Origin of the sequence: Streptomyces sp. NRRL WC-3549 (assembly GCF_000721935.1) — a bacterium.
In the GTDB taxonomy this organism is placed as follows: Bacteria; Actinomycetota; Actinomycetes; order Streptomycetales; family Streptomycetaceae; genus Streptomyces.
The window spans coordinates 202,046-214,464 of record NZ_KL585383.1; the positions used below are offsets into that span (position 1 = coordinate 202,046).

A 12,419-nucleotide genomic window follows, 5' to 3' on the forward strand; every position below is an offset into this window, starting at 1 on the left:
TCTGGGTGCCGCCGGTACCGATCGGGTGCCAGGCGTCGGCGTACCGCCCCCACAGACCGGAGACGTCCTCCGGCGCGGGCAGCAGGGCGCCGCCCGCGAGCGCGCCGCCGCCGATGAGGCCGCGGCAGGCGACCAGGGAGACGAGGAGCAGCACGGCGAAGAGCACGGGGCCGGGCTTGCGGCCGATCCGCTTGAGCCGCGCGAACTGGTCGATCTCCAGGAAGTCCGCGTCGTCGCCGCCGGGCCCGGACTCGACGGCACCGTGCCGGGAGCCGCCCGCGTCGGAGTCGGTACGGCTGCCGAAGTCGCCGGCGAACTGTTCGACGGTCGCGCGGACGGTGGCGCCGGGCGGCGGGAAGAGCGCGCGCAGTTCGGCGGCCTCCACGGCGCCCTTGCCCCGCGCCCGGCGTCCGGCGAGGATCCTTCCGGGACGCAGCAGGGTGCCGAAGAGCCCGGCCACCTCGTCCAGCGCCTGCCCGGGCGCCTTGCCGACGAGGTAGGCGAGCGTACGGAGCAGGGTGCCGAGGACGAGACGGAGCATCGCCCAGGGCAGCTGCCTGCCACGGGCGTTGACGAGCATCGTGTAGACGGCGCCCGCCTTGTCGACGCGGTGCGGGCTGGCGACGGAGCGTCCCGCACAGTCGATGGGCCGGCGTTCCCGGGCGGACGCCTCGGCGTGCCGCAGGACCGCGTCGGGGGCCACGAGCACCCGGTGGCCCGCCATGTGGGCGCGCCAGCAGAGGTCCACGTCGTCACGCATGAGCGGGAGCCGCCGGTCGAACCCGCCGAGTTCCTCCCAGACGTCCCGGCGGATCAGCATGCCCGCGGTGGAGACGGACAGGACGGTGCGGACCTGGTCGTGCTGGCCCTGGTCCTGCTCGCGCCGGTCGAGTCCGGTCCAGCGGCGTCCGCTGCTCGCGATGGACACGCCGACTTCGAGGAGTTGCTTGCGGTCGTACCAGCCGCGCAGCTTGGGTCCGACGATCGCGGCGTGCTCGTCGTTGTCCACGACGCGCAGCAGTCCGGCGAGCGCGTCGGGCGCGGGCGCGCTGTCGTCGTGCAGCAGCCAGAGCCACTGGACGGGTTCGCCGTGCGGGAGTTCGGGGAGGTCGTACGCGTCGTCGCGCCAGGTGCGGGTCACCGGGTCCCAGCCGCTGGGGCGCTTGAGGTACGGCAGGTCGTCCGGCGTCGGCGTCCCGGCCGTGCGGGCCGCCTCGTCGACGGCGGTGCCGAAGTTCGTACGGCGGGCGAGGTGCAGCACCCGCTCGTCGCCCAGCGCCTCGGTGACCAGCAGGGCCGAGTCGTCGGCGCTCCCGGTGTCCGCGGCGACGACGTTCTGGACGGGCCGTTCCTGCCCGAGCAGCCCCGCGAGGACGTCGGGCAGCCAGCGTGCGCCGTCGTGGGTGACGAGCACGGCGGTGACGACGTGCCGGGGGAACTCTGGGGCGGCGGCCGCGTTCGGCTCCGCCGAATGGCTGCTGTGCACGGACATCGGGGTACGGGCCCTCCGGCCGGGTCCGGAGGGGTGTCCCCCCGGGGGCTGCATCGGTGTACACGTGCGCCCCGGTGGGGCGTTGGCGTGTCTCGGACGGGGCCCCACACTAACGGTACGGATGTCCGCCCCGCGCCGAGCGGTTGGCCCGCGGGAGGCGGAGCGGTCCGGACAGGCGGACGGCCCGTGGTGCGGACCCCCGTGCGGGGGCCGGGCCACGGGCCGTCGGCGTCACCCGGGCGTCCGGGTGAGCCGGCTCAGATGGCGGCCTTCTTCAGGCGTCGCCGCTCACGCTCGGACAGGCCGCCCCAGATGCCGAAGCGCTCGTCGTTGGCGAGCGCGTACTCGAGGCACTCGGAGCGGACCTCACACGCGAGACAGACCTTCTTGGCCTCGCGGGTCGACCCGCCCTTCTCGGGGAAGAAGGACTCGGGGTCGGTCTGGGCGCACAGTGCGCGCTCCTGCCAGCCGAGTTCCTCGTCCGCGTCCTCGACCAGCAGTTGCTGGAACAGCTCGGTCATCTGCGCCCCTCGTCTGTCTCTTGCGTCCCCGTGATGCGGCCGTTACCGATGGCCGGACAACACGAGTGAAATTACAAGTGTGTAGCTCTGGGCCAGTCAAGCGAAGATCTGCTATTGGCCTCGGTATTCACTCTGCGGAACCAAACGTATACAGAAAGTGTTCAAATCACCAAAAACCTGACATATGCCAGCGCCCTTCACCCTCGGCACTTCTCACCGAGTGAGACGACCGGGGCCATTCCGATGTTTCGATTCGATCACCGACGCGACCAAGATCACAGCCGGGTCACGGTGCGTCAGCCGCTCGGCCGACGCGGTTGATGCGCCACCTTGCCCCTCTCGCCGATGCCAAAACCTTTCTCCCGACCCGGCAACCGAATGGGGTGAAAGATTGGGGCCAAATCGGGCATTGAGTTGACAGGGGGCAGACCGAGCCGGTCTGCTTGACCGCATGCCAGCGACCGCAGCCACGTACCCGACCCGCACCCGTGGGTTCCGTACGGCTGTCCAGGCCCGCTGTTGCTGTTCCAGCTGTCACAGCTGTTGAAGCCCCGCGCTCCAGCTCCGACCAGCGCTCCCCGCACGCCTCCGCCGCGGCCCTTCCGCCTGCTCCACCGCAGTCCGGCTCCCCGCGGCACCCTCACGCGTATCCCCCTGCCGAGGAACCACCGCACCCATGAACAGCGACAGCGACCTCTCGATCGCCGGCGACCTCCTCGAGGTCCAGCACCTCCTCCAGCCGGCCCGCCCGCACCCCACCACCGTGGCCGAGTTCGCCGGACTGGCCCGCACCGTCGCGGCCGACCGCGACCGATGGGCCCCGCTCGTCCGGTACGACACCACCACCCGCTGGTACCACCGGCTGCACACCGGGCCCGGCTACGAACTCTGGCTGCTCAGCTGGGTCCCCGGCCAGGGCAGCGGCCGCCACGACCACGGCCTCTCGTCCGGTGTACTCACGGTGCTGGCAGGCGAGTTGACCGAACACACGGAACGCGGGACACACACCCTGCGCCCCGGCGCCCAGCACGTCTCCGCCCCCGGACACGTCCACGAGGTCGTCAACGACTCCCTCGAAGGCGCCGTCAGCCTGCACATCTACTACCCGGGCCTCACCGACATGCCGATGCACACGGCCCGGTGCTCCCCCGCCACCCAGAACCCGATCACCGCCTGACCCCCACCCGTCGCCCGCCACCACCCCCACAATGATCAGGCTCCGCCTGACAGTCCCACCCGTCGCCCGCCACCACCCCCACACCGATCAGGCTCCGCCTGACAGACTGTCGGTATGCGCATTGTGGTTCTGGCCGGCGGTATCGGTGGTGCTCGTTTTCTGCGTGGCCTCAAGCAGGCCGCCCCGGACGCGGACATCACGGTGATCGGCAACACCGGCGACGACATCCATCTGTTCGGGCTGAAGGTCTGCCCCGACCTGGACACCGTGATGTACACCCTCGGCGGTGGCATCAACGAGGAGCAGGGCTGGGGGCGTGCGGACGAAAGCTTCCAGGTCAAGGAGGAACTCGCGGCCTACGGCGTGGGCCCGGAATGGTTCGGGCTCGGCGACCGTGACTTCGCCACCCATATCGTCCGTACCCAGATGCTCGCCGCGGGCTACCCGCTGAGCGCCGTCACCGAAGCGCTCTGCGCCCGGTGGAAGCCCGGGGTCCGGCTGATCCCGATGTCCGACGACCGCGTGGAGACCCACGTCGCGGTCGAGACCGACGGCGAGAGCAAGGCCGTGCACTTCCAGGAGTACTGGGTGAGGCTGCGGGCGTCCGTCCCCGCCCAGGCGATCGTCCCGGTCGGGGCCGAACAGGCGAAGCCCGCGCCGGGCGTCCTGGAGGCCATCGCCGAGGCCGACGTCATCCTCTTCCCGCCGTCCAACCCCGTCGTCTCGGTGGGCACCATCCTCGCCGTACCGGGGATCCGGGAGGCGATCGCCGAGGCCGGGGTGCCGGTCGTCGGGCTCTCCCCCATCGTCGGGGGCGCCCCCGTACGCGGGATGGCCGACAAGGTGCTGGCCGCGGTGGGCGTCGAGGCCACGGCGTCGGCGGTCGCGCGCCACTACGGTTCCGGGCTGCTCGACGGCTGGCTCGTGGACACCGTGGACGCCGGGTCGGTGGACGAGGTGGAGGCCGCCGGAATCCGCTGCCTCGCGGTGCCCCTGATGATGACGGACGTGGACGCCACCGCCGAGATGGCACGTCAGGCCCTCACGCTGGCCGAGGAGGTACAGGCATGAACGGGCCGGAGACCGAGGCCCCCGCCTACCGCGTGTGGGCCCTGCCGGGGATCGGCGAGGTGCGCGCCGGCGACGACCTGGCGAAGCTGATCGCCGCCACCGAACCGGGACTCGTGGACGGCGACGTCCTGCTCGTCACCTCGAAGATCGTCTCCAAGGCCGAGGGCCGCATCGTCGAGGCCGCCGACCGTGAGGCGGCGATCGACGCCGAGACGGTCCGGGTGGTCGCCCGGCGCGGCACACTGCGGATCGTGGAGAACCGGCAGGGCCTCGTCATGGCCGCGGCCGGCGTGGACGCCTCGAACACTCCCGCGGGCACGGTGCTCCTGCTGCCCGAGGACCCCGACGCCTCGGCCCGGGCGATCCGCGACGGGCTGCGGGACACCCTCGGCGTCGAGGTCGGCGTCGTCGTCACCGACACCTTCGGCCGGCCCTGGCGCAACGGGCTGACCGACGTCGCGATCGGCGCCGCAGGGGTCCGGGTACTGGACGACCTGCGCGGCGGCACGGACGGATACGGCAACCCGCTGAGCGCCACCGTGGTCGCCACGGCCGACGAGCTGGCCTCGGCGGGCGACCTGGTCAAGGGCAAGGCGTCCGGCCTGCCCGTCGCCGTGGTGCGGGGACTGGCCCACGTGGTGGCCCCCGGCGAGGAGACGGACGGGGCGCGGGCGATGGTGCGCGTCGCCGCGGACGACATGTTCCGGCTGGGCACGTCCGAGGCCGTACGGGAGGCGCTGAGCCTGCGGCGCACGGTGCGGGAGTTCACCGACGAGGCGGTGGACCCCGGTGCGGTACGGCGGGCGGTGGCGGCGGCCGTGACGGCTCCGGCCCCGCACCACACCACGCCCTGGCGTTTCGTCCTGCTGGAGTCCGAGGCCGCCCGCACCCGGCTGCTCGACGCGATGCGGGACGCGTGGATCGCGGACCTGCGACGCGACGGCAGGAGCGAGGAGTCGGTCGCCAAGCGGGTGCGGCGCGGCGACGTCCTGCGCAACGCGCCGTACCTGGTCGTGCCGTGCCTGGTGACGGAGGGCTCCCACCACTACGGGGACGAGCGCCGGGACACGGCCGAGCGCGAGATGTTCGTGGTCGCGGCCGGCGCCGGTGTGCAGAACTTCCTGGTCGCGCTCGCGGGCGAACGGCTGGGATCGGCGTGGGTGTCCTCGACGATGTTCTGCCGCGACGTGGTGCGCGAGGTCCTGGACCTGCCGGACGCGTGGGACCCGCTGGGCGCGGTGGCCGTGGGCCACGCGGCCGGGGCACCGAGGGAGCGGGCGCCGCGCGACCCGGAGGCGTTCCTCACCGTGCGGTGACCCGCCCGGCCCCCGCTACAGCGGGGCGATGTCGCGCGGACTGAAGCGCGGCGCACGGCGGGGCGGGGTCTGCCCCGAGAGCATGAGCAGGCGGGTCGCCCGGTGGCGCTGGCCCTCGTACGGGGCCAGCAGCTCCAGCATCTCCGCGTCGTCGGCGTTCCGGTTGCCGGCCAGCGCGTGGCCGACGATGCCCGGCAGATGGAAGTCGCCGACCGAGACCGCGTCCGCCGCCCCGTTGGAGCGCTGCAGGGTCTCCGCCGCGGTCCACGGCCCGATGCCCGAGACCACCTGGAGCCGTGCCATCGCCTCGGGCAGCTCCATGGCCGCCGCCTCCTCCATGCGCCGGGCGACCCGCACCGCGCGCAGGATCGTGGCGGAGCGCTTGGCGTCCACCCCCGCGCGGTGCCACTCCCAGGAAGGGATCAGCGACCAGGTCCTGGCGTCCGGCATGACGTACAGCCCGTAACTGCCGAACAGCGGGTCCGCGGGGCCCGGGGCCGGGGTGCCGTAGGTGCGGACCAGCAGCCGCCAGGCGCGGTACGCCTCGTCGGTGGTGACCTTCTGTTCCAGGATCGACGGGATCAGGGACTCCATGACCAGCCCGGTGCGCAGCAGGCGCAGCCCCGGCCGCAGATGCCGGGTCAGGGCGAGGACACGGTGGCGCGGGCGGAAGGCGTCCGGGTCGTCACCGGCGCCGAGCAGGGCGGGCAGCGCGTCCAGCAGCCACGGGGCGCCCGGCCCCCAGGCCGCCCCCGCGATCCGGCCGCCCGCGACCGCCGAGATCCGCAGGGTGCCGGGCCCGGCCGGGGTGCGGGTGGCCCGCCAGAACGTCCCGTCGGGCAGTGCCCGGTAGGTGGGGTCCGCCGGGCCGCGCCGCAGGGGGCCGAGGACCAGCCGCAGGTCGAGCGGGGCCGGCGGGGTCCAGACCCGGGCCTGCGGTGCGGCGGACACGTCCGGGGCCGGCTGCTGCCGGGGCACGGCGGTGGTGCGGGGTACGAAGCGTCCTGCCACGGGTGAAGGTCCTCGGTCGTCGGGGTGCCCCTCGAGGGTACGGCCGACGGGGACCGTCCGGGGACCGCCCTGCCGGACGGTCCCCGTCGCCGGTCCGGCTACTGGTCCGACGAGAAGCGGACCGAGGCGTCCGGCAGGACGGCCCCGCACCAGACGCGGATGCCGTCACGCAGCTCGTTGTCGGCACCGACCTGGGCGCCGTCACCGATGACCGCGCCGGTCAGGACCGTACGGCTGCCGATCCTGGCCCCGGCCCCCACCAGTGAGTCGGTGATCACGGCGCCCGCTTCGACGACCGCGTCCTGGAGCACGGTGGAGCCCGAGACGCGGGCGCCCTCGCCGATCAGCGCCCGCTCGCCCACGACCGTGCCCCCGGTGAGCTTGGCGTCGGCCGCCACCGACGCCGAGGGGAGCACGAGCCGGTCGCCGCAGCGCCCCGGGACGGCCGGGGACGGGGCGCGGCCCAGGACCAGGTCGGCCGAGCCTCGGACGAACGCCTGCGGGGTTCCCAGGTCCAGCCAGTAGGTCGAGTCGACCATGCCCTGGAGGTGGGCGCCGTCGGCGAGGAGGCCGGGGAAGGTCTCGCGTTCCACGGAGACCGGCCGGCCGGCCGGGATGGTGTCGATGACCGACCGGCGGAAGATGTACGCCCCCGCGTTGATCTGGTCGGTGACTATCTCCTGGGGTGTCTGCGGCTTCTCCAGGAAGGCCGTCACCCTCCCCGAGCCGTCGGTCGGTACGAGACCGAAGGCGCGCGGGTCCTCGACGCGGGTGAGGTGCAGGGAGACGTCCGCGCCGGAGGTGGCGTGCGACGCGGCCAGGGCCTGGATGTCGAGGCCGGTGAGGATGTCCCCGTTGAACACGAGGACGGGTTCGTCCGGGCCCGCGGCCAGTCGCGACGCCACGTTGCGGATGGCTCCGCCGGTACCGAGCGGTTCGCGCTCGGTGACGTACTCGAGGGAGAGGCCGAGCGACGAACCGTCACCGAAGTACGGTTCGAACACCTCTGCCAGGTAGGAGGTGGCGAGCACGACGTGCTCCACCCCGGCGGCCCGCGCACGCGCCAGTTGGTGCGTGAGGAACGGGACGCCCGCCGCCGGAACCATCGGCTTGGGCGTGTGCACCGTGAGCGGACGCAGCCGGGTGCCCTTGCCCCCGACCAGGAGGATCGCTTCTCTTGCCTCTGTCACAGCACCGTCTCTGCTTCCTGCTGGGGCCGGGCCTCGTATCGGCTGGCCAGTGTATGCAGACCGGTCGGGGGCGCCCGGTCAGCGGCCCTGCAGCTTCGCCGCGGTGGTGCGGGCGGTGCCGAGCTTGTTGTAGAGACGGATTCCAGGGCATTCGGTTGCGAAACCGTCCCGGTGGCCGGAGATGACGTTCAGTTTGACGCGGGCCCCCTTCGCGTACTTGCCGCTCCCGCCCGACACGAGGGTCACCTTCCCCTTCGGGTTGCGTCCGAACAGGCCGAGCTTCCAGGCCGTGAGCTTCCCGATCGCCTTCACCGCGGCGGCGGACGGCTTCGCCGAGTCGAAGGTGCCGAGGACCGCGATGCCCATGGTGTTGGTGTTGAACCCCAGGGTGTGGGCGCCGAGGACGGCCTTGGTCACGCCGCCGGCCCGTCCCTCGTAGATGTTCCCGCACTTGTCGATCGCGAAGTTGTACCCGAAGTCGCGCCAGCCGCTGCTCTTGACGTGGTAGCGGTAGATGCCGCGCAGGACCGAGGGCGCCTGGGCGCAGGTGTAGTTGTTGCCGGTGGCGCTGTGGTGGACGAAGGCGGCCTTCACGGTGGACGTGTACGCGAAGGCGCGCTCGCGCAGGCTCTCGTCCGCGCCCCACCCCTTGCGGGTGATGATGCCGGGGCGCGGCCCGGCGTGCGGCTTGGCGCTCGCCGCGACGACCGCCTGCTCCTCCGACTCCGCCGTGCTCAGGGCGGGGATCTCGGTGGCACCGAGCGGGGCGAGGTCGGCGTTGGCGGCGGAGCTCTCCGCCGCCGCCCGGCCGAGGGAGGCACCCGCCGGGAGCCCACCGGGCCGCGGGGAGGCGGACGCGGGGGTGACCGCGGCGGACGCGGCCGTCGCCGTGCCGGGGGCGGGGGCGGGGGCAGCGGTGGCGGGCTGCTGCTCCGGGTCGTCGCCCGGGTCGACGAGTTCGGCCCGCAGGCCCGCGGGGAGCGGTGCGGCGGCCCCGGACCGGTCCCGTGAGGAGGTGTCGTCGGACCGCACGCGCACCTCGACGCCGTCCGAATCGCCCACCCAGAGCGGGGCGGTGGCGCCGCGGACCCGGCCCGACTCGCGCTCGGCGCTGCCGGCGTCCGCGGCGTGGTCGGTGTTGTGGGTCTCCAGGTCCTGCCAGCCGGACCAGCGGCCGGTGCCGGTGGCGCGGGTGCGGACCTGGACGGTGCCGTGGAGTTCGGCGTCGGCGTCGTCCCAGACCACGCCGACGAGCGAGAAGCGGTGGGAGTCGCGCTGGAGGAGCCCTTGGCCGGCGGTGGGTGCGGAGTGCGACGACGTCGGACCGGTGGGTTCGCCGGAGGCCCGGGGCTCCGGCTCGGCGAGCGGCCGCAGGCGCAGGGACTGGGTCGAGCCCTGCGGTTCGGCGGCGGGGGCCCGGGCGGCGGTGGCGGGTACGGGCTCGGGGGCGGGGGCGGGGACGGCGGATCCGGGCACGGCGAGCGGGAGGGTGAGTGCCGCCGCGCAGGTGACGCCGATCGAGGTCGCAAGTAGTGCACGCATACAAGAGATCCTTGGCAGATACCGGCATCGCCTGCGACTGGAGGGGCGGGGAGGCCGACCTGACGACCCGTCTGCCGACCGGTGGACGGCCGCCGGTCGCGGACGGCCGCCGGTCGCGGCCCGGGGCGGCCTCGGCCGCCGCGTACGCTTGCCCGGATGAACGCCAGTGACCGTACCCCCGCCGACCTGCTGCGATCCGCGCTCGCCGCGGACCCGGCCCGCCCCCTCGTCACTTTCTACGACGACGCAACCGGAGAACGCGTCGAACTGTCGGTGGCCACCTTCGCCAATTGGGTGGCCAAGACAGCCAATCTGCTCCAGGGCGACCTGGCCGCGGAACCGGGCGACCGGCTGGCCCTGCTGCTCCCCGCCCACTGGCAGTCCGCCGTCTGGCTGCTCGCCTGTTCCTCGGTCGGGGTCGTCGCCGACGTGCAGGGTGATCCCGCCTCGGCCGATCTGGTCGTCAGCGGGCCGGACACGCTGGAGCGGGCCCGCGCCTGCCGGGGGGAGCGGGTGGCGCTGGCGCTGCGTCCGCTCGGCGGCCGTTTCCCGCAGGCCCCGGAGGGGTTCTCGGACTACGCGGTGGAGGTGCCGGGCCAGGGCGACCGCTTCGCTCCGTACGCGCCGGTGGACCCGGACGCGCCGGCACTCTCCGTGGACGGCGAGGGGTGGACCGCCGCCCAACTGGTCGCCCGGGCCCGCGAGGACGCGGCGGAACTCGGACTCGGGCCGGGCTCCAGGCTCCTGACGGGGCGTACGTACGACACGTGGGAGGGGCTGTCCGCCGGCCTCTTCGCCCCGCTGGCCGCCGGCGCGTCCGTGGTGCTCTGCCGCCACCTGGACCGGCTGGACGAGGGGGCCCTGGCCGCGCGGGTCGAGACCGAGCGGGTCACCGGTACGGCGGTATGACAAGCGCTCACCGGGCCACCCGTCCGGCCCAGGGCGGGCCGAGCCCCCGGGACTGGGCCCCGGCAGCGGTACATGATCGGGCGGTACAGACCACTCAGCCCTTGGCGCACAACCAAGCGTGAGGTTCAGCCGTCTACTCCTGCGACCGGCGGCCCATCGCGCCGCCGAACGTGAAGGATGGACGCAGACGTGAGCGACAGCGCCGGCCCCCCGGCCGACCCGGACCGTCCACAGGACCCGGCCGGGGACGGGCCGGGGAACGGACCGCGGGGCGATTCCGCGGCCACCGGACCGAAGGCGCCCGGAGCGGGACGGGACGGCGGTCCCGCTGACGCCCGACAGGACGGCCCCGCAACCGGGTCCGTACCGACGCCGGACGGGGAGCCGGAGGAGCCCGGGTCCGACAGCCCGCGGGGCGCCGCCCCCACCGCCCCGGACGGGCCGGGCGCCGGGCCGGACGACGGGGGCGGCGGGGCCGACGACCGGTCCCCGGACACGGCGGCCGGCGAGGACCCCGGCCGTCCCGGGACCTGGGCGGCCCGGGCCGAGGCCCCCCGGAAGAAGCGCGGCTGGCTCCGCTGGGCCGCACTCGGCGCCTCGTTCGTCGTCCTGGTCGCCGCCGGGGCGGGCTGGTGGCTGTACCGGAAGCTCGACGGCAACATCACGACCGACACGAGCGCCGCCGCCGAGCTCAAGGCGTACGAGAAGGAGCGGCCCACGCCGGCCGCCCAGGGGGACGCGCAGAACATCCTGCTCATCGGTTCCGACACCCGGTCGGGCGAGAACAGCAAGTACGGCCGCGACGACGGCGGCAGCCAGCGCTCGGACACCACGATCCTGCTGCACCTCGCGGCCGACCGCAGGAGCGCGACCGCGGTGTCGCTGCCGCGCGACCTGATGTCCGAGATCCCCAGCTGCCACACGGCCGACGGGAAGCCCACCAAGAAGCAGTTCGCCCAGTTCAACTGGGCCTTCGAGCTCGGCGGCACCGCCTGCACGATCCGGACCGTCGAGAAGATGACGGGGGTGCGGATCGACCACCACATGGTGATCGACTTCAACGGCTTCAAGGACATGGTCGACGCCGTGGACGGGGTCGAGGTCTGCCTCAAGAAGCCGGTCGACGACAAGGACGCCCACCTCACGCTGCCCGCGGGCCGCCAGAAGCTCGACGGCGAACAGGCCCTGGGATACGTACGGGCCCGTAAGTCGATCGGCAACGGGAGCGACACCGAGCGCATGGACCGCCAGCAGAAGTTCCTGGGCGCGCTCGTGAACAAGATGCAGAGCAACGGCGTCCTGCTCAACCCGACCCGGCTGTACCCGGTGCTGGACGCGGCGACGAAGTCACTGACCACGGATCCGGGGCTGGACTCGCTGAGGGACCTGTACGACCTGGTGCGCAGCATGCGGAACGTGCCCACCGACCAGGTGCAGTTCCTGACCGTGCCCCGTCAGGCCTACCGGGCGGACCCGAACCGCGACGAACTCGTCCAGCCGGACGCGGACCAGCTCTTCGAGAAGCTGCGCGAGGACGAGACCGTCACCGTCCTCCCCGCCGACCAGATCAACGGCGAGGATGCACAGGAAACTCACAGCTCCGACGACCGAAAGCCCGGCGACACGGATCTGGGTCCCACCCCCTCTCCCACCTATTCCGGGTCGAGCGCGGCCGACGACCCCTGCGACGTGTAAAGCGATTACCAAACCATGAGCGAAAAACCGAGTGGAATAGGTGAAATGCCCGAATGTAAAGGGCGTGGAATATCTCACGCGCGTCGCTTCGGGCCGAATCGGCCGGATAGTGTGACGCGATCCGGTGCTTACGGCGACCCCGCCGCGCACTGCTGGAGCGAAGGACCGAGCGCCCTGCAGGGGGAGGCGCCTCACGTGGCACCGACGGAGGATTCAGGCGACCGTGGATGCGCATAGCCGTGGGCGGGCGGAAGAAATGGACCCCGCCGACCAGTGGGTGCTCAACCCGCAGACCGGCGATTACGAATTGCGACTGAACAACTCCGGAAGAGAACCGTCCGGAGATTCGCCCGCGTCCAATCCCTCCTCTTCACGTTCCGCTGCCGAGGGCCCGTCCGCGACCGCCGTCCCCCAGGTGCCCGCCCAGCGGGACCGCCGCTCGGCACGCGAAGCCCCCCCGTCACCGCCGGCCGCCGGCCGCCGCAAGCGCAGGCC

At 73.3% G+C, this 12,419-nt stretch carries 10 protein-coding genes and 1 pseudogene; 6 read left to right on the forward strand and 5 right to left on the reverse strand.

All coding sequences use genetic code 11. The features are described 5' to 3' along the window. Positions 1 to 1,492, reverse strand: a 1,492-nt coding sequence (locus IH13_RS36595) for a glycosyltransferase (RefSeq protein ID WP_031080842.1), incomplete at its 3' end; no start/stop codon positions are given. 257 nt (positions 1,493 to 1,749) lie between these two features. Then, positions 1,750 to 2,013: a WhiB family transcriptional regulator gene (locus IH13_RS0103095; protein ID WP_014046372.1), complete on the reverse strand. Its 264-nt coding sequence runs from the start codon at positions 2,011 to 2,013 to the stop codon at positions 1,750 to 1,752. Between the two features lie 676 nt (positions 2,014 to 2,689). On the opposite strand from IH13_RS0103095, the gene IH13_RS0103100 reads away from it, so the two are divergent. From IH13_RS0103100 to IH13_RS0103110, 3 genes are all read left to right on the forward strand, one after another. Beyond that, the gene (locus tag IH13_RS0103100) at positions 2,690 to 3,190 is read left to right on the forward strand and encodes a cysteine dioxygenase (RefSeq protein ID WP_031080845.1); all 501 of its coding nucleotides are present in this window, start codon (positions 2,690 to 2,692) and stop codon (positions 3,188 to 3,190) included. Positions 3,191 to 3,304: 114 nt separating this feature from the next. Then, the gene (cofD, locus tag IH13_RS0103105; RefSeq protein ID WP_031080847.1) at positions 3,305 to 4,261 is read left to right on the forward strand and encodes a 2-phospho-L-lactate transferase; all 957 of its coding nucleotides are present in this window, start codon (positions 3,305 to 3,307) and stop codon (positions 4,259 to 4,261) included. Beyond that, entirely contained in the window at positions 4,258 to 5,577 is a 1,320-nt protein-coding gene (locus tag IH13_RS0103110) for a coenzyme F420-0:L-glutamate ligase (RefSeq protein ID WP_031080848.1), read from the forward strand. The genes cofD and IH13_RS0103110 overlap by 4 nt, the downstream gene beginning before the upstream one ends. Positions 5,578 to 5,592: 15 nt before the next feature. On the opposite strand, the gene IH13_RS0103115 is transcribed toward IH13_RS0103110, so the two are convergent. From IH13_RS0103115 to IH13_RS0103125, 3 genes are all read right to left on the reverse strand, one after another. After that, positions 5,593 to 6,588, reverse strand: a complete 996-nt coding sequence (locus tag IH13_RS0103115; RefSeq protein WP_031080849.1) for a DNA-3-methyladenine glycosylase family protein — start codon at positions 6,586 to 6,588, stop codon at positions 5,593 to 5,595. Positions 6,589 to 6,686: 98 nt separating this feature from the next. Beyond that, positions 6,687 to 7,778: a mannose-1-phosphate guanylyltransferase gene (locus IH13_RS0103120; RefSeq protein ID WP_031080851.1), complete on the reverse strand. Its 1,092-nt coding sequence runs from the start codon at positions 7,776 to 7,778 to the stop codon at positions 6,687 to 6,689. Between the two features lie 78 nt (positions 7,779 to 7,856). Continuing rightward, complete coding sequence (locus IH13_RS0103125) at positions 7,857 to 9,320, reverse strand: peptidoglycan recognition protein family protein (RefSeq protein ID WP_031080853.1); 1,464 nt, start codon at positions 9,318 to 9,320, stop codon at positions 7,857 to 7,859. Positions 9,321 to 9,476: 156 nt separating this feature from the next. On the opposite strand from IH13_RS0103125, the gene IH13_RS0103130 reads away from it, so the two are divergent. The 3 genes and pseudogenes from IH13_RS0103130 to IH13_RS44300 form a co-directional block, all read left to right on the forward strand. Then, positions 9,477 to 10,229 (forward strand): TIGR03089 family protein, encoded by a 753-nt coding sequence (locus IH13_RS0103130; RefSeq protein ID WP_031080854.1) that lies wholly within the window; start codon positions 9,477 to 9,479, stop codon positions 10,227 to 10,229. 177 nt (positions 10,230 to 10,406) lie between these two features. Further along, complete coding sequence (locus IH13_RS0103135) at positions 10,407 to 11,924, forward strand: LCP family protein (RefSeq protein WP_031080856.1); 1,518 nt, start codon at positions 10,407 to 10,409, stop codon at positions 11,922 to 11,924. Between the two features lie 223 nt (positions 11,925 to 12,147). After that, positions 12,148 to 12,419 (forward strand): annotated as a pseudogene (locus tag IH13_RS44300) (LytR family transcriptional regulator); the annotation flags it as partial.

Bases quoted from the DNA above. Each gene is read 5' to 3' on its own strand.
- IH13_RS0103095 (WP_014046372.1), bottom strand. From the start codon at position 2,013: ATGACCGAGCTGTTCCAGCAACTGCTGGTCGAGGACGCGGACGAGGAA.
- IH13_RS0103110 (WP_031080848.1), top strand. From the start codon at position 4,258: ATGAACGGGCCGGAGACCGAGGCCCCCGCCTACCGCGTGTGGGCCCTG.
- cofD (WP_031080847.1), top strand. From the start codon at position 3,305: ATGCGCATTGTGGTTCTGGCCGGCGGTATCGGTGGTGCTCGTTTTCTG.
- IH13_RS0103125 (WP_031080853.1), bottom strand. From the start codon at position 9,320: ATGCGTGCACTACTTGCGACCTCGATCGGCGTCACCTGCGCGGCGGCA.
- IH13_RS0103130 (WP_031080854.1), top strand. From the start codon at position 9,477: ATGAACGCCAGTGACCGTACCCCCGCCGACCTGCTGCGATCCGCGCTC.
- IH13_RS0103100 (WP_031080845.1), top strand. From the start codon at position 2,690: ATGAACAGCGACAGCGACCTCTCGATCGCCGGCGACCTCCTCGAGGTC.
- IH13_RS0103135 (WP_031080856.1), top strand. From the start codon at position 10,407: ATGGACGCAGACGTGAGCGACAGCGCCGGCCCCCCGGCCGACCCGGAC.